Source organism: Dietzia sp. B44 (assembly GCF_014145245.1).
GTDB classification, from domain to species: Bacteria; Actinomycetota; Actinomycetes; order Mycobacteriales; family Mycobacteriaceae; genus Dietzia; species Dietzia natronolimnaea.
The window spans coordinates 1-16,090 of sequence record NZ_JAALEF010000018.1; the positions used below are offsets into that span (position 1 = coordinate 1).

The following is a 16,090-nucleotide window of genomic DNA, read 5'->3' on the forward strand; positions in this document are numbered from 1 at the left end:
GGCCGAGTCCGTCGGCGGGGACCTGGTGCCGCTCGGTTCGGCCGGGGCCAAGGCCGCGGCCGTGGTGCGCGGGGAGGCGGACGCCTACATCCACGCCGGTGGCCAGTACCAGTGGGACTCGGCCGCACCGGCCGGGGTGGCCCTGGCCAGGGGGTTCGTCGCGGTGCGCGTGGACGGTTCCCCGTTGGAGTACAACGTGGCCGAGACCTACCTGCCGGATCTTGTGGTGTGCCGCGCGGACCTGGCCGAGGCGATCCTGGAGGCGATCGCCTCGGCGTGAGGGGTCAGGCCCCGGTGTCGGGGGCGCCGCTGCCCCCGGCGTGGGTCACCTGCTCGTGACCAGGGCCCCCGCGATGGCCGCCATGAACGCGTCCTTGGCCAGGCTCATGCCCTCCTGGGAGGGGCGGATGCCGTCGGACTCGGTCATCGAGGGGTTGCGGAAGTACATCGCCAGCAGGCCGGCGGAGAAGGTGCCGAGCGCGGCGCCCGCGAGGCGGGGCGAGACCACAGGCGTGAGCAGTGCCGCGCCGATCCCGATCTCGGAGTAGGCGACGAACTTGCCGAACGTGTCCGGCTCCAGCTTGGTGACCTGCGGGACGCCGGTGGCGGCGAATCCCTGTAGGCCCTGGGCCGCCTCGGTGGGCAGGTTGCGCTTGGACAGTCCCGAGTTGAGGACGAACGCGCCGGTGACTCCGCGGAGGATGGCGTTGGACAGGCTCATGGGTGCTCCTGTGGGGGTCGGGGTCGCGAGTGCTGCGACACAGGTGAAGTGACTCTTTGGTGATGTGACACCCAGGAGGGTAACGCACATGATGCCTGATTCCGCCCCGGGGAGATCGACCCCACAGGATGCGCGAGCGGGCCTCCGGTGGGACAGTCATTTCCATGAGCCCGAACAGCAGCCGCGACATCACCGACAAGCCCGACCCGGACGCCGACCCGGATTCGGGGAAGCCCGACTCGCCGACCTCACTGAAGTCGGGAACCTGGAAGATCGGTCTCACGCGTGCCGCCGCCGAGTTCTCCAAGGACAAGTGCACGGACCTGGCCGCCGCGCTGACGTATTTCGCGGTGCTCTCGATCTTCCCGGCACTGTTGGCGGTGGTCTCGTTGCTCGGCGTGTTCGGGCAGGGGCAGGAGACCGTCAACGCTGTGATGGAGTTGTTCGAGGGGGCCGCCCCGGAGGAGACACTCGCGGCTCTGCGGGGGCCCATCGACTCGTTGGTCAACACCCCGGCCGCCGGACTCGCCCTCATCACAGGTCTGCTGGGCGCGCTGTGGACGGCGTCCGGCTACGTGGGCGCCTTCGGGCGGGCCATGAACCGCATCTACGAGGTCGAGGAGGGGCGCCCCTTCTGGAAGCTCAAGCCCGCCATGATCGTGCTGACCGCGGTCCTTCTGCTCCTGGTCTGCCTGGCCGGGCTCATGCTGGTCGTCAGCGGCCCGATCGCCGCCTGGGTGGGTGACCTCGTGGGCCTCGGCGAGACCGCCGTGACCGTGTGGGGCATCGCCAAGTGGCCGGTGCTGGTCCTCGTCGTCGTCGTGATCCTGGCCGTGCTCTACGGGTTCTCGCCCAACGTCAAGCAACCCAAGTTCCGGTGGGTCTCCGTCGGCGCGATCGTGGCGTTGGTGGTCTGGGCGGTCGCCACGGCGGGGTTCGTGTTCTACGTGTCCAACTTCTCCAGCTACAACGCCACCTACGGCTCGCTGGCCGGAGTCATCATCTTCCTGCTCTGGCTCTGGATCACCAACAACGCGTTGCTGTTCGGGGCCGAGGTCGACGCCGAGGTGGAGCGGGCCCGCGAGCTGCAGGCCGGACTGCACGCCGAGGAGACCATCCAGCTCCCGCCCCGTGACACCACCGCCAGCGACAAGGCCGAGGAGAAGCGGCAGAAGACCATCGACGACGCCGCCGACGTCCGCCGCGAGGCCCAGGCGGAGCAGGCCCGCAACCCCGACTGACAGCCGGGGCATTCGTCCCCGGATGCCGGCGGGATCAGGTCCCGGGATCAGAAACGGGGTCAGGTCCCGGGGTCTGTTTCCGGGGAGGCGACGTCGCGGTGGTAGACCACGCGCAGTGCGAGCTCCTGGTATCGGTGCACGATCTCCTCGACCAGGAGGTCGCCGCCCGGCTCGTACCAGTGGGCGATCGCGTTACACATGCCCAGGATCGACCGGTACGAGTCCTCCGGGAACGGTGTGCGGAATTCTCCGCTGGCGACGCCGTCCGCGAGCGCCTGTCGCAGCGGCTCGCTGGACTGCCGTTGCCGCTCGCGGTACGCGGAGAGGGATGCTGGTTCAAGGTTCCGGGTTTCAGTCTGGACCAGCTGGGACTGCTCCTGCTCGAGGGTGCGGAACCGGACCAGTGAGGCGACGTACCCCAGCAGTCGACCGGTGGGGGTCGGATCCTTCGCCTGGAACTCGTCGACCACCCGCTGCTCAAATGAGTCCATCCCGACATTGAGCATCGCCGCGAGCAGTTCCTGCTTGCTGGCGTAGTGGTAATACATCGCCGACAGGCTCACCCCGGTCTTCTGGGCGATCGAGCGGATGGACGCTCCGCCGTAACCGTGTTCCACGAACTCGCGGCGTGCGACAGCCAACAGGTCACTCTGCACCGTGCCGCTGGTCATCTTCGGTCTCCTCAGTTGCCCGTCCACCGGGGTCGGCGCTTCTCCTTGAATGCCAACGCTCCCTCGCGGGCGTCGTCGGAGGACCTCACCGGTAGGAATATCCCCCTCATCTTTCCGAATTCCTCCTCGGAGGTCCATTCGCGGGACCCGGTCATGATCTCCTTGGACGCCCGCACGGCGAGTGGGGCGTTGGCGGCGATCGCGGAGGCGAGCTCCACTGCCGCGTCGCGGGCGCCGCCTGCGGGGACTAGGCGATTGATCAGCCCGGCCGCGCGGGCGGTCCCGGCGTCGACGGGCTCGCCGGTCAACGCCATCTCCATGGCCAGTTGATACGGCACCCAGCGCGGCAGACGCATGAGTCCGCCGGCCCCCGCGAGCAGACCCCGTTTGACCTCGGGAAGTCCGAATCGCGCGGTCTCGGACGCGACCACGAGGTCGCAGGCCAGGACGATCTCGAACCCACCCCCGAGCGCCGGACCCTCGACCGCGGCGATGAGTGGCTTAGCCGGAGGTTGCTCCACGAACCCGGCGAAACCGCGGCCCGGTAGCGACACGTCCTCGCCGGCGAGGAACGCCTTGAGATCCATCCCGGCGCAGAACACCGGCCCGGCACCGGTGATGACGCCCGCGGAGAGGTCGTCCCGCCGGTCCAGCTCCTCCATCGCCGCGGCGACCGCCTCCGACGTCGCCCGGTTGATGGCGTTGCGGGCGTGCTGGCGGTCGAGCGTCACCACCATCACGCCGTTGATCTCCTCCACGTGCACACGGTCGGCCGTCTCGATGTTCACTTGGGCGCCATCCGGATCGCGCCGTCGATGCGGATGGTCTCGCCGTTGATCATGGCGTTGTCCACCACGTGCAGCGCGAGCTTGGCGTACTCGTCAGGCCGACCGAGCCGCGAGGGATGCGGGATCTGTGCGGCCAGGCCCTCGACCAGCTCGGCCGGATGGCGATCGAAGATCGGCGTCTCGAAGATGCCGGGGGCGATCGTGTTGACGCGGATCTGGCGGCGGGCCAGGTCCCGCGCGGCGACGATCGTCATCCCGACGATGCCGGCCTTGGACGCGGAGTAGGGCATCTGGCCGATCTGTCCCTCCCACGCGGCCACGGAGGCGGTCATGACGACCACGCCGCGCTCACCGTCGACGGGATCGTTCTCGGCCATCTCGGCCGCGGCGATCCGCAGGACGTTGAACGAACCCAGGAGGTTCACCCGCACGACCAGCTCGAAGTCCTCCAGCGAGCCCGGCTCGCCCTCGCGGTCCACCACCCGGACGGTCCGGCCGATGCCCGCACAGTGCACGACCGCGCGCAGGGGAGCGCGGTCCGCCGCAGCCCGGACAGCCGCGGTGATCTCCTCGGGATCGGCGACGTCGGCGGGGGCGAAGGTGACGAGGTCACCGAACTCCTCGGCAACCTGCTGCCCGTTCGAGGACGGCAGGTCCACCAGGACGGTGGGGACACCGGCGTCGACGAACCGGGCCACGGTCGCCCGACCCAGTCCGGAGGCGCCGCCGGTCACCAGTGCGCTGGCGTTTGTCAGATCCATGGATTGTGCCTTTCTGGAGGGGGATCTCTCGGACGAGAGAGGGGGTCAGAGGGCCTCTACTACGGTCGCGTTGGCCATCCCGCCGGCTTCGCACATCGTCTGGAGTCCGAAGCGGCCGCCGGTGCGGCGCAGGTGGTGGATCATCGTGGTCATGATGCGCACACCCGATGCGCCGAGCGGGTGGCCCAGAGCCACCGCGCCGCCGACGGGGTTGAGCTTGTCGTCGTCGGCGCCCATCTCGTCCCGCCAGGCCAGCGGCACGGACGCGAAGGCCTCGTTGACCTCGTAAGTGTCGAGGTCCGCGATGGTCATCCCGGCGCGGTCGAGGACCTTGCGGGTGGCGGGGATCGGGCCGGTGAGCATGAGGACCGGGTCGTCGGCGACGACGGCGGAGGCCACGATCCGCGCGATCGGCGTCAGGCCCAGTGAGCGCGCGACGTCCTCGTTCATGATGAGCATGGCCGCGGCGCCGTCGGTGATCTGCGAGGAGTTGCCGGCGGTGACCTTCCAGTCGATCTCTGGCCGCTCGGCCCGTGCGGCCTCGGTGTCGAACGCCGTACGCAGGTCGGCCAGCCTCTCGGCGGTGGTGCCCGGTCGGATCGACTCGTCGCGGTCCACGAGTCCCGCCGGGGTGGTCACGGGCACGATCTCTTCGTCGAACCATCCACTCGACCGTGCGGCGTCCGCGCGGTCGTGGGAGCGCGCCGAGTACTCGTCCAGCTGCTCACGGGACAGGTCCCACTTGCCGGCCACGAGTTCGGCGGCCACGCCCTGGTTGGTCAGGTTCGGGTAGCGGGCGTGGACGAGCGGTCCGTGGGGATCCTGGTCGAGCCGGTTGACGCCCATCGGGATGCGGCTCATGGACTCGAGGCCGGCGGCTATCACCACGTCGTAGGCACCGGCGACCACACCTTGGACGGCGAAGTCGACGGCCTGCTGGCTCGAGCCACACTTGCGTTCGACGGTGACGCCGGGCACGTGCTGGGGGAACCCCGCGGCGAGGGCGGCCTGGCGGCCGACTGTGCCGGATTGTTCGCCGACCTGGCTGACCACGCCGACGATGACGTCGTCGACCAGGGCGGTGTCGAGGCCGGTCCGGTCGACGAGTCCGGAGAGTAGCTGGGCGAGGAGGTCGACGGGGTGCAGGTCGGCGAGGGCACCGCCCGGCTTGCCTTTCCCCATGGGGGAGCGGACGGCGTCGATGATGACTGCGTTGTGCACGGATTCTCCGATTCGGGTGAGATGCGGGGCGGGTGGCGCGGTGGCGTCTGCTCTGGTGGGTCAGACCGAGGTGTCGAGTCGGCCCTTGACCAGCTTCCCCGTCTGAGTGCGGGGGATGACCTCGGTGAACGCCACGGTGCGGGGGCACTTGTAGCGTGCGATCCGGTCGAGGCAGTGCTGTTTGATCCGCTCGGCGGTCGCTTCGGACGGCTCGACGCCCGGGACGAGTTGGACCACCGCCTTAACGGACTGTCCCATCACCTCGTCCGGGACGCCGATCACCGCGACGTCGATGACGTCCGGGTGTACGGCGATGCAGTTCTCGATCTCCTGCGGGTAGATGTTGACCCCGCCCGAGATGATGGTGAACTTGGCCCGGTCGGTCAGGTACAGGTAGCCGTCCTCGTCGAGGTGACCGATGTCGCCGAGCGTGGTCCAGTTCTGGTGGTCGGGGTGCCTGGTCTCCGCGGTCTTCCCGGGATCGTTGTGGTACTCGAACGAGTAGTCGTCGCGCTCGAAGTAGATCCACCCGTCCTCACCGGCGGGCAGTTCCGCGCCCAACTCGTCGCAGATGTGGACGATGCCCGAGGAGCCCTGTCCGACACGTCCGACGCTGCCGGGTTTGCGCAGCCATTCGTCCGGGGAGATCGTGGTGGCGCCGTTGGACTCCGTGGACGAGTAGTACTCGTAGATCACCGGCCCCCACCAGTCGAGCATGGCCTTCTTGATCTCCACCGGGCACGGGGCGGCGGCGTGGATCGCGACCCGCATCGACGACACGTCGTAGGACTCGCGCACCTCCTGCGGCAGGCGGAGCATCCGGATGAAGTGGGTCGGGACCCACTGGCTGTGCGTGACCCCGTACTTCTCGATCCCGGCCAGGCAGTGTTCCGGGTCGAAGCGGTCCATGAGGATCACCGTGCCGCCGTGGGCCTGCGTTCCCGTGGCGTACCGCAGTGGAGCGGCGTGGTAGATCGGGGCCGGGGACATGTAGACGGTGTCGTCGTCGAACCCGTAGTTGCGCTTCATGCGCGCCACGAGTGACGGGCCCGGCTCGTCGCCCACCTGGGCACCGTCGAGCGCGGGTTTGATGCCCTTGGGGCGGCCGGTGGTGCCCGAGGAGTAGAGCATGTCCGCCCCGCGCGGCTGGTCCGCCGGCGGGGTGGTGGACATCTCCGCCATGGTGGTCGTGTAGTCGAGGTGGCCGGGGACCTCGCCGGCGAACGCGAGCCGGTGCTCGACGTGCGGCGTCTGCTCGATGATCGCCTCACCGAGCTCGGCGAGGGGGCCCGAGACGAGAAGCACCCGGGCGCCGCTGTCCGCGACGATGTAGGCGACCTCGTCGGTGGCCAGGTGGGTGTTGACCATCGTGAAGTACAGGCCGCAGCGCATCGCGCCCCAGTACAGCTCGAATACCGTGGCGTCGTTGACAGAGAGCGCCGCGATGTGGTCGCCCGGCCGCAGCCCCCGGGCCAGGAGCCAGTTGGCGAACCGTACCGAACGGGCCTCGAGCTCGGAGTAGGTGACCACGCGGCCGGTGGCGTCCTCGATGACGGCCGGCTTGTCCGGGTGGGTGATGGCGAATCTTCCTGGATACACGTGAGAGTCCCCCTGACCGTCAGAGCCCGAGGCTCTTGGCGATGATCGTCTTCATGACCTCACTGGTGCCGCCGTAGATCCGGGAGACGCGGGTGTCCGTGTAGAGGCGGGCGATGGGGTATTCGGTGATGTAGCCGTACCCGCCGTGCAGCTGCAGGCACCGGTCGATCACGCGGGCGGCCATCTCGGTGGCGTGGAGCTTGGCCTTGGCGGCGTCCGCGACGGTGAGCTCGCCCCGGTCGAGCAGTTCCAGGCAGTGGTCCACGTACACGCGGGCCACCTCGACCTCTGTCGCGCACTCGGCCAGCACGAACTTGGTGTTCTGGAAGGAGGAGACGGGCTTGCCAAAGACGACGCGCTCACGCGTGTAGTCGGTGGCCAGTCGCAGCGCCGCCTCGGATTGGGCGACCGCGTTGAGCGCGATGCTCAGGCGCTCCTGGGGGAGGTTGTGGGTGAGGTATCCGAACGCCGAGTCCTTCTCTCCGAGCAGGTTCTCGGCGGGGACCTTGACGTCGTTGTACGACAGCTCGGCGGTGTCCTGCTGGCGCAGGCCGATCTTGTCGAGCTTGCGGCCCACGGAGAATCCCTCGGCGTCGGTGGGGACACAGATGATGGACAGGCCGTGGCGGCGGTTGTCGGGGTCGAACGGCGAGGTGCGGCAGATCGTGAGAATCATGTCCGCGGTCACGCCGCCGGTGATGAACGTCTTGGAGCCGTTGACCACGTAGTGGGTGCCGTCGGCGCTGAGCTTGGCGGTCGTGGCGATGTTCGCCAGATCCGACCCGGTGCCGGGCTCGGTCATCGCGATGGCGGTCATCAACTCGCCGGAGGCGAAGACCGGCAGCCAGCGCCGTTTCTGCTCCGGGGTCCCGTACTCGAGGAGGTACGGCAGGATGAGGCAGCAGTGCACCGTATAGGAGCCGAAGGACACGCCGGCGCGGGCGACCTCCTCGAAGATGATCGCGCTGTACTTGAAGCTAGTCTCGCCGCCGCCGCCGAACTCCTCGGGGACCTGGATGCCGAGGATGCCGAGCTCTCCGAGCTTGTGGAAGAACTCGCGCGGTGGGCGTCCGTGCTCGTCCCACTCCTCACGGTGCGGGGCCACCTCCTTGGTGATGAAGTCGCGCACCAACTGGCGGAACTCGTCGTGCTCTCGGGTGAAGATGGTCCGCTGCATGGTGACTCCTGGGGTTTGCCTCGGTTTTGTCTCGGGTTTGTCTGGTGGTGGCTGCGTGGCTGGTGTAACCGGGCCGTGGCGGGTGGCCCGTGATCCGCTGGCAGTGACCTGGTCACTCCGCGGCGGAGGTCTCGGGCAACCAGAGCGCGATCTCGGGGAAGAAGATCAGAGCGACGAGGATGACAGCGCTGGTGACGACGAACCAGGACACGCCCTTGAACACGTCGGACAGACGGACCGTCATCCCTTCGTTGACCTCGGGGTTCGACGCGATCCGGTGGACTATGTAGCTGAGCATGCCGATCGGCGGGGTGACCAGCGCCAGCTCGACCAGGATCACCATGAAGACGCCGAACCACAGCAGGCTGATGTCGAAGGTGGCCAGCACCGGCATGAGGATCGGCACCGTGAGCAGGATCATCGCGAGGCCGTCCATGAACATGCCCAGGATGAGGAACACGAAGATCAGCCCGAGGAGGAACAGCGTCCGGCTCAACCCGAGCGAGGTGATGGTCTCGGTGATCCAGTCGGCGACCCCGGACAGGGCCACCACGCGGGTGAGCACATGTACTCCCATGAGGAGCAGGAAGATCGAGGCGACACCGGCCGCGGTCTCGCGCAGGGACGTCAGCACGGTCCGGACCAGGTGGCCGACGGAGCGGTCGTCACCGAACAGCCAGCCCAGCAGGATCGCGGCGATCGCACCGAATGCGCCGGCCTCGGTGGGCGTGAAGATGCCGGTGTACATGCCGCCGATGATGAGGATGAGGATGAGGGTCACCGGGGTGACGTCCACGAGGGAACGCAGCCGCTGGCCCCAGGTGTAGTGGGTGGTCGACCGGGGCCCGAGGGTCGGGTCGATGCTGCACCTGACGACGATGACGACGCCGTACGCCAGGGCCGTGAGCAGTCCCGGGATGAGCGCGGCGAGCAGCTGCGGCCCGACCGGCGTCTCGGCCACACCGGCGTAGATCACCAGGACCACGCTGGGCGGGATGAGCATCCCGAGGGTTCCGGACATCGCGACGACGCCCGTGGCCAGCGACGGCTTGTACCCGGCGCGCAGCATCTCGGGGATGGTCGTGCGCCCCAGTGCGTAGGAGATGGCGATGGAGCTGCCGCTCGAGGCGGCCAGTCCGGCGCCCGCGAAGTTGGTCGAGACCGCCAGTCCGCCGGGCAACCGGCCGAGCCAGGCCTGGGCGGAGGTGAACAGCTTGCCCGTCAGATTGAACCGACCCATCGCCACGCCCATGAGGATGAACAGGGGGATGACGGACAGGCTCCAGCTGGCGGCGGAGGTGAAGGGGACGTCCTCGAACGTCACGGCCACGGCGCTGGTGCCCGCGAGCTTCCACAGGCCCACCGCGCCGGCACCCATGATCGCGATACCCACGTGGATACCGGAGACCATCGCGACGATCGACAGGAGGATGGTCAGGACGCCGACAGCGGTGTCGGGGAGGTCCGGAGTGAACAGGATGACCGCGGCGATGATCAGTGAGAAGCCGAAGTTGCCCCAGTAGGCCCGGATGAAGTTGCGGTTCGGCGTGGGGACTGCGAGATCGTCGGTGCGGGCCACGCCGGTGTGGTCGGTGACGAGGGTGGTGTCAGACATCGGACTTCCTCGGACGGTCGTTGATCAGCAGGCTGATGATCGACATCAGGAGCTGGAGGGCGAACAGGGCGAATCCGATGGCCAGGACGATCTTCACCGGCCAGATCGGGATGGTGATCGCCCCGAGTGCGACCTGTTGGACCTCGACGGCGAAGACCGCCGCGGTGATCGAGTAGTAGGTCAGCGCCGAGACGAACAGGAACATCAGACCCGAGACGATCAGGTCGGACCACCAGCGGGAGACGGGGTCGAGGTACTGGGTGAGGATGGTGGCGTTGATGTGCTCGCCGATCTGCTCCGCGTACCCCATCGCGAGCATCACGATGAGGACCATCGACCAGTTCTGGGTGATCTCCAGCGTGCCGGAGAGGGGGGTTCCGGTCAGGTTCCGGGAGCTGACGTCGGCGGCGATGTGCAGGGCCATGACCAGGGTGACGATCCCCGCGATCACGGCGCATGCGTACAGCACCCGGGCGAGGGCCCGCTGCCCCGGAACGCGCCGCTCCGCGTCGGTGGTGGTGGTGTCCATCAGGTTCTCCAACTGCTCGAGGGGGTCAGGGCGCGGTGCGGTCGAAGATCTCGGACCGGACGGACTGCTCGAAGGGGGCCAGATCGATCTGGACCGACTCCGGGTCCTCCGGGATCTCGGCGAGGGCCGGGTCGTCGTACCCCATGTCCTCGAGCCGCGTCTTCCAATCGGCCATGATCTGGCGGTAGCGCTCGACGGTGCCCTCGGGATCCTCGAGGTCGTCGGGGGCGCGCTCCGGCAGGGTGCGCAGTGCCTCCTCCTGGTACGTCTCGAGGGTGGCCTTGAGCTCGGGGTCGACGTCGTAGAAGCTCACGCTCTTGTCCGCGCCCTCGGCGAGGAGCCGCTGGTGCAGGACGATCCCCTCCTCGCGGAGGTAGCCGTCGAACCACGTCTGTCGGGCGTCGTCGATGATCTGCCGGGCGTCCTCGGGGAGCTCGTCCCAGACGTCCTTGTTCATGATCACGTACTGCGTGTAGCTCGAGAAGGGGATGTCGACGTAGTGTTTGGCGACCTCCCACAGACCGAGGGCGATCATGATCTTGCCGTTGGCCAGGGAACAGTCGATCACCCCGCGTTGCAGGCCCTCGTAGATCTCGCCGGTCGGCAGGGTCACGGGGACCATCCCCAGGGCCTCGATCTCGCCGTAGTTGAATGCGCCGCCACTTCGCACCCGTTTGCCCCGGGCTTCCTCGAGGCTGTTGACCGGGTCCTTGCACACGAGGTGGTAGTTGGTCGAGGGGGTCCAGGTGAAAAGGAGCTTGATGTCCTGGTCCGAGAACTGCTCCTCGATCAGCGGGTCGGTGAGCGCGAACTCGCTGCCACCGGCGAAGGCCTGCATCATGCCGAGCGGGTACTCCGGCTCCACGACACTGGCCATCTGGCTGGTCCAGTCGGTCATGGGGAACTCGGACGGGTAATAGCTGGGGGTGAACATCCCCATGTCCACGATCCCGCCGCGGACCCCCTGCGCCATGTCGGCGCCCTTGACCAGGCTGCCGCCCCAGTACTCGTCGAAGGTGATCTTGCCGCCGGTCTCCTCCTCGACCTGCTCGGCGAAGGCGCGGAAGGGGCCGGCGGAGGAGACGGTCGTGTAGTCGCCGTACCGGAGTGTGATCGGCTCCATGGTCTCGACGCTGTCGCCGGTGATTCGGTGGCCGCCGGAGCAGCCCGTGGCGGCGAGCGCTCCGATCATCGTCAGGGCGAGCGCCGCGCGTCGGGCCACGCGGTTTCGGTTGCTGCGGGACATCGGGGATCCTTCTGGTTCCGGACCGGTCGCGTGCAGGTGCGTCCGGGGTCCTGATGGATGGCCTGAGGGGGTGTGCGGCAGACCGCTCGATCCGCGCGCTGGTGTAATCCAGATCACGTTTCGAACGTTCGTTAAGTTAGTTGCGTCACGTCGGCTTGTCAAGAAATGATTGTCATAGATTCGGGGTCGGGCTCGGGATTGCGTGCCCACTGAGGCGGCCCGACGGGCGCGGCGCGCCACACGACTCACGCCCGAGCAGCCACAATCAGGGCATGACGACTTCCGGTGGCGCCGTGACGACCGTTCGGCGACGACTCCGGACCGTCAGACTGGTCCTCGCGAGATCCGTGGGGGAGTTCCTCCGCGATCGCGGCCCCGATCAGGCGGGCTCGCTCACCTTCTACGGGGTGCTCTCACTGTTCCCCGCGATCCTCGTCATGGTCTCGCTGCTCGGCGTGTTCGGGCAGGGGGCCAGGACGGTCGACGCCATCATGGCCATGCTCTCCGACATCGCCCCGCCGGAGGTGCTCGACCCGATCCGCGGTCCCGTCGAGGCCGTCGTTACCACGCAGGCCGCCGGGACGGCGCTGGTGGTGGGCGCGACCATCGCGCTGTGGACCGCGTCCCGCTATGTCTGGGCGCTCGGTCGCGCGATGAACCTCATACTCGGAGTGGAGGAGGGACGGCCGCCGTGGCGGCTGCTGCCCGTCGGCCTGCTGCTCACGGCGTTGCTCATCGTCCTCGTGGCCGTCGGGGGCCTGGCGCTGGTGTTCACCGGCCCCATCGCCGAGACCGTGGGTGGGTGGATCGGCCTCGGCGAGACCGCGTTGGCCGTGTGGAGTGTGGCCAAGTGGCCGGGGGCCCTGATCTCCGCCATCCTCGCGTTGGCGATCCTCTACCGGTTCGCTCCCAACGTGGCCGGACGCAAATTCCACTGGGTCTCGCTGGGTGCGGCGGCGGCCCTGCTCATCATCGGTGTCGCCACCGCCGGTTTCGGCTTCTTCGTCTCCAACTTCGGCAACTTCAACCGCTCGTACGGATCGCTGGCGGGGATCATCGTGTTCCTGTTGTGGTTGTGGTTGGTCAACATGGCCGTGCTCTACGGCGCGCGGCTGGACACCGAGGTGCTGCGTATCCGCCAACTCCGGGCCGGCATACCGGCCGAGGAGACGGTGCAGGTGACCCCGCGCGACACGACGGCCAGCGACTTCTTCGCGCGCCGGCGGGCCACGATGCTCGCCGACTACCGGGAACTGCGCCGGGATCCGGCCCCCGTCGACGACGACACCTCCGCTGATGACGTGGCGGCCGGTGACGCGGATGCCGAGGCCGGGGAGACGGCCGAGGCGGCACCTCCACGACGGTAGGGTTGGCCGCATGCGCCTCGTCGTCACCGGGGGAGCCGGGTTCATCGGCGCCAACTTCGTCCACACCGTGGTCCGTGAGCACCCGCACGCCCACGTCACCGTGCTGGACGCCATGACGTACGCCGCCAACCGGTCGAGCCTGGCCGGACTCCCGTCGGATCGGGTCGAGCTGGTGGAGGCCGACTGCGCCGACCCCGCGGTGACCGGCGGGCTGGTCGCGCAGCTCACCGGTCCGCAGGACGCCGTGGTGCACTTCGCCGCCGAGAGCCACAACGACAACTCGCTCGCCACCCCGTGGCCGTTCGTGCACTCCAACATCGTGGGCACCTACGCCGTGCTCGAGGCCTGCCGCGGCCACGACGTGCGCCTGCACCACGTCTCGACCGACGAGGTCTACGGCGACCTCCAGCTGGACGATCCGGACAGGTTCACCCCGGCCACCGCGTACAACCCGTCGAGCCCGTACTCGGCCACCAAGGCGGGCGCGGACATGTTGGTGCGCGCGTGGGTCCGCAGCTTCGGTGTCCGCGCCACGATCAGCAACTGCTCCAACAACTACGGCCCGTTCCAGCACATCGAGAAGTTCATCCCGCGGCAGATCACCAACCTTCTCACCGGGCAGCGCCCCCGCCTCTACGGCAGTGGTGCCAATGTCCGGGACTGGATCCACGTCGACGACCACAACTCGGCGGTCCTGCGGATCCTGGCACGAGGTGAGCTCGGGCGGACCTACCTCGTCGGCGCCGACGGCGAGCACTCCAACCTGCAGGTCATGCAGATGATCTGCGAGCTGATGGGCGCCACCGCCACCGACGGCGACCCCGGCTTCGACCACGTCACCGACCGCCCCGGCCACGACCTGCGCTACGCGATCGACGCCACCGCCACCCGCGAGGAGCTCGGGTGGGAGCCGCAGCACACGAACCTGCGGGACGGGCTGGCCCAGACCATCGAGTGGTACCGCGAGAACCGCGACTGGTGGGAGCCGGTCAAGGAGAGCGTCGAGGCGAAGTACGCCCGGACGGAGAAGATGCTGTGAAGGGCATCGTCCTGGCCGGCGGCAGCGGCACCCGTCTGCGCCCCCTCACTCTGGCCACCAGCAAGCAACTCATGCCGGTCTACGACAAGCCGATGATCTACTACCCGCTGTCCACGCTCATGCTGGCGGGCATCCGCGACATCCTGCTCATCACCACGCCCGAGGACGCGCCGCAGTTCCGGCGGCTCCTGGGCGACGGCAGCCAGTTCGGCATCACCCTGAGCTACGTCGAGCAGGCCGCCCCCGAGGGCCTGGCCCAGGCGTTCGTCCTGGGTGCGGACCACATCGGTGACGACCCGGTGGCGCTGATCCTGGGCGACAACATCTTCTACGGCCCCGGGATGGGAGCGCAGCTGCGACGGTTCGCCGACCTCGACGGCGGCGCCGTGTTCGCCTACCGCGTGTCCAACCCGGGCGACTACGGGGTGATCGACTTCGACGCCGCCGGCCGCGCGATCAGCCTCGAGGAGAAGCCCGAGAACCCGTCCTCCGACTTCGCCGTCCCGGGGCTCTACTTCTACAGCGCCGACGTGGTGGAGGTGGCGCGGAACCTCGAGAAGTCGCCGCGCGGGGAATACGAGATCACCGACGTCAACCGGCACTATCTCGAGGCCGGCCGCCTACAGGTCGAGGTGCTCCCGCGTGGAACCGCCTGGCTGGACACCGGCACCCACGACTCTCTGCTCGACGCGGGCAACTACGTCCGGACCATCGAGGACCGGCAGGGCCTGAAGATCGGCTGCCCGGAGGAGGTGGCGTGGCGGATGGGGTATCTCGACGACGACGAGCTCACCGACCGCGCCCACGACCTCAGGAAATCGGGGTACGGGGCCTACCTGCTCGACGTGCTCCGCCGCGAAAAGGGTCGGCAGTGGTGAGCGGCGGCCATCCGGACGATCAGCCTGCACAGCCGCCCCCCCCGATGCACGCACGCCTGAGCAGCGGTGCACGCGGGAGTGCAGAGGGGGGAGCGGATGCAGAGGGGGGAGCGGCTGCAGAGGGGGCGGGCGAGCCCTTGCGCCCCGCCGGGCTGCCGCGGGTCCTCGTCACCGGCGGAGGCGGGCAGCTCGGGCACGCGCTCTCCGGGGTGGCCGACGCCCCGGGCCGTGACGAACTGGACATCACCGATCCTGCGTCGATGTCCGCCGCCCTGGACCGCTTCTCGCCGGAGGTGGTGATCAACGCGGCCGCGTACACCGATGTCGACGGCGCGGAAGCCGACGAGGCGGGGGCCCGGGCGATCAACACCGTCGGCGCCGAGGAGCTCGCCGCAGCGTGCCGGGAGCGCGGAATCCGGATGGTCCACATCAGTACTGACTACGTCTTCTCCGGCGAGATCCCCGGAGGAGGTGACCCGGCCACCGCTCCGGCGCTCGAGCCCACGGACCCGACCGCCCCCACCACGGCGTACGGGCGGACCAAGCTGGCGGGGGAGCGGGCTGTGCTGGCTTCGCACCCGGAAGCGACCGTCATCCGCACCGCGTGGCTCTACACCGGCCCGCAACGCGAGTCCCTCGGCCTGTCCGGCAGCGACTTCGTGGCCACCATGGTCCGACTGGAGCGCGAGCGAGACACGCTCAACGTGGTCGACGACCAGTGGGGCTCGCCCACCTATACGCAGGCCCTCGCCGGCGGTCTGCTGGAGATGCTGGCCGCCGAGAGGGCCGGTCGGGTCGACACCCGAGGGCTCACCCTGCACGGGGCCGGAGGCGGGCGCGCGACGTGGTGGGAGCTCGCCCGCGAGGTGTTCAGCCGGTACGGCGCCGATCCGGACCGGGTCCGTCCCTGCCGTTCGGACGAGTTCCCACGCCCGGCACCGAGGCCGGCGTTCTCCGTGCTGTCCGATACCTCATGGCAGGCGGCGGGACTCTCACCGCTACCGGACTGGCGGGCCGACCTCACCAGCGCCATCGCCGAACACGCACGGGTCGCGCGCGGCGGAGGTGACCGGTGAGGCGACCGGCAACCCTGCGCGCATGACCCATCCGCGCTTCGGTCCACGCCTCCGCCGCGCGGCCCTCGCGGCAGGTGCGATCGGCATCACCACCGCCCTCGCCCTCACCGCCTGGGGCGTGTACCTGCTGCAGCCCCGCGGGGAGGATCCGGTCCGCGCCG

The 16,090-nt window shown here is 68.9% G+C and carries 16 protein-coding genes; 6 read left to right on the forward strand and 10 right to left on the reverse strand.

Annotated features, from left to right (window positions below):
- Positions 1-280 (forward strand): inositol monophosphatase family protein (locus tag G6017_RS00855; RefSeq protein ID WP_277819559.1); only part of this gene is annotated, 280 nt, incomplete at its 5' end.
- Between the two features lie 45 nt (positions 281-325).
- Here G6017_RS00855 and G6017_RS00860 read toward each other — a convergent pair.
- Positions 326-721, reverse strand: a complete 396-nt coding sequence (locus G6017_RS00860; protein ID WP_179523225.1) for a hypothetical protein — start codon at positions 719-721, stop codon at positions 326-328.
- A gap of 164 nt (positions 722-885) precedes the next feature.
- Between G6017_RS00860 and G6017_RS00865 the strand changes: the two genes are divergently transcribed.
- Positions 886-1,962, forward strand: coding sequence for a YihY/virulence factor BrkB family protein (locus tag G6017_RS00865; RefSeq protein WP_182615448.1), 1,077 nt, complete (start codon positions 886-888; stop codon positions 1,960-1,962).
- A gap of 59 nt (positions 1,963-2,021) precedes the next feature.
- Here the strand turns inward: G6017_RS00865 and G6017_RS00870 are convergent, their stop codons facing one another.
- The 9 genes from G6017_RS00870 to G6017_RS00910 form a co-directional block, all read right to left on the reverse strand.
- A complete protein-coding gene (locus G6017_RS00870) occupies positions 2,022-2,633 on the reverse strand; it encodes a TetR/AcrR family transcriptional regulator (protein WP_179523223.1) in 612 nt (203 codons plus the stop codon).
- Between the two features lie 11 nt (positions 2,634-2,644).
- Positions 2,645-3,415: a crotonase/enoyl-CoA hydratase family protein gene (locus G6017_RS00875; RefSeq protein WP_182615465.1), complete on the reverse strand. Its 771-nt coding sequence runs from the start codon at positions 3,413-3,415 to the stop codon at positions 2,645-2,647.
- 2 nt (positions 3,416-3,417) lie between these two features.
- Positions 3,418-4,182 (reverse strand): SDR family NAD(P)-dependent oxidoreductase, encoded by a 765-nt coding sequence (locus G6017_RS00880; RefSeq protein ID WP_179523222.1) that lies wholly within the window; start codon positions 4,180-4,182, stop codon positions 3,418-3,420.
- A 45-nt stretch (positions 4,183-4,227) separates the two neighbouring features.
- Positions 4,228-5,403 carry an acetyl-CoA C-acyltransferase gene (locus G6017_RS00885; RefSeq protein WP_182615450.1) on the reverse strand — a complete coding sequence of 392 codons (1,176 nt, stop codon included), beginning with the start codon at positions 5,401-5,403 and terminating at the stop codon, positions 4,228-4,230.
- A 60-nt stretch (positions 5,404-5,463) separates the two neighbouring features.
- Positions 5,464-7,002 (reverse strand): AMP-binding protein, encoded by a 1,539-nt coding sequence (locus tag G6017_RS00890; RefSeq protein ID WP_182615452.1) that lies wholly within the window; start codon positions 7,000-7,002, stop codon positions 5,464-5,466.
- Between the two features lie 19 nt (positions 7,003-7,021).
- Complete coding sequence (locus G6017_RS00895; protein ID WP_182615454.1) at positions 7,022-8,179, reverse strand: acyl-CoA dehydrogenase family protein; 1,158 nt, start codon at positions 8,177-8,179, stop codon at positions 7,022-7,024.
- A gap of 112 nt (positions 8,180-8,291) precedes the next feature.
- Positions 8,292-9,794, reverse strand: a complete 1,503-nt coding sequence (locus G6017_RS00900; protein ID WP_182615456.1) for a TRAP transporter large permease — start codon at positions 9,792-9,794, stop codon at positions 8,292-8,294.
- A complete protein-coding gene (locus G6017_RS00905; RefSeq protein ID WP_182615458.1) occupies positions 9,787-10,323 on the reverse strand; it encodes a TRAP transporter small permease subunit in 537 nt (178 codons plus the stop codon). Before G6017_RS00905 ends, G6017_RS00900 begins: the two co-directional genes overlap by 8 nt.
- Before the next feature lie 25 nt (positions 10,324-10,348).
- Complete coding sequence (locus G6017_RS00910) at positions 10,349-11,569, reverse strand: C4-dicarboxylate TRAP transporter substrate-binding protein (RefSeq protein ID WP_182615460.1); 1,221 nt, start codon at positions 11,567-11,569, stop codon at positions 10,349-10,351.
- A 272-nt stretch (positions 11,570-11,841) separates the two neighbouring features.
- Here G6017_RS00910 and G6017_RS00915 point away from each other — a divergent pair, with 272 nt between their 5' ends.
- The 4 genes from G6017_RS00915 to rfbD all read left to right on the forward strand — a co-directional run bounded on the left by G6017_RS00915 (position 11,842) and on the right by rfbD (position 15,929).
- Positions 11,842-12,936, forward strand: coding sequence for a YihY/virulence factor BrkB family protein (locus G6017_RS00915; RefSeq protein ID WP_182615461.1), 1,095 nt, complete (start codon positions 11,842-11,844; stop codon positions 12,934-12,936).
- 10 nt (positions 12,937-12,946) lie between these two features.
- On the forward strand, positions 12,947-13,975 hold the full coding sequence (rfbB, locus tag G6017_RS00920) for a dTDP-glucose 4,6-dehydratase (RefSeq protein ID WP_182615463.1): 1,029 nt from the start codon (positions 12,947-12,949) through the stop codon (positions 13,973-13,975).
- Positions 13,972-14,853: a glucose-1-phosphate thymidylyltransferase RfbA gene (gene rfbA / locus G6017_RS00925; protein WP_182610400.1), complete on the forward strand. Its 882-nt coding sequence runs from the start codon at positions 13,972-13,974 to the stop codon at positions 14,851-14,853. Before rfbB ends, rfbA begins: the two co-directional genes overlap by 4 nt.
- Before the next feature lie 137 nt (positions 14,854-14,990).
- Positions 14,991-15,929: a dTDP-4-dehydrorhamnose reductase gene (rfbD, locus tag G6017_RS00930; RefSeq protein WP_241730450.1), complete on the forward strand. Its 939-nt coding sequence runs from the start codon at positions 14,991-14,993 to the stop codon at positions 15,927-15,929.
- Positions 15,930-16,090: the final 161 nt, after the last annotated feature.

Coding starts and splice junctions, on each gene's coding strand:
- G6017_RS00860 (WP_179523225.1), bottom strand. CDS start 721: ATGAGCCTGTCCAACGCCATCCTCCGCGGAGTCACCGGCGCGTTCGTC.
- G6017_RS00865 (WP_182615448.1), top strand. CDS start 886: ATGAGCCCGAACAGCAGCCGCGACATCACCGACAAGCCCGACCCGGAC.
- G6017_RS00870 (WP_179523223.1), bottom strand. CDS start 2,633: ATGACCAGCGGCACGGTGCAGAGTGACCTGTTGGCTGTCGCACGCCGC.
- G6017_RS00880 (WP_179523222.1), bottom strand. CDS start 4,182: ATGGATCTGACAAACGCCAGCGCACTGGTGACCGGCGGCGCCTCCGGA.
- G6017_RS00895 (WP_182615454.1), bottom strand. CDS start 8,179: ATGCAGCGGACCATCTTCACCCGAGAGCACGACGAGTTCCGCCAGTTG.
- G6017_RS00900 (WP_182615456.1), bottom strand. CDS start 9,794: ATGTCTGACACCACCCTCGTCACCGACCACACCGGCGTGGCCCGCACC.
- G6017_RS00905 (WP_182615458.1), bottom strand. CDS start 10,323: ATGGACACCACCACCACCGACGCGGAGCGGCGCGTTCCGGGGCAGCGG.
- G6017_RS00910 (WP_182615460.1), bottom strand. CDS start 11,569: ATGTCCCGCAGCAACCGAAACCGCGTGGCCCGACGCGCGGCGCTCGCC.
- G6017_RS00915 (WP_182615461.1), top strand. CDS start 11,842: ATGACGACTTCCGGTGGCGCCGTGACGACCGTTCGGCGACGACTCCGG.
- rfbB (WP_182615463.1), top strand. CDS start 12,947: ATGCGCCTCGTCGTCACCGGGGGAGCCGGGTTCATCGGCGCCAACTTC.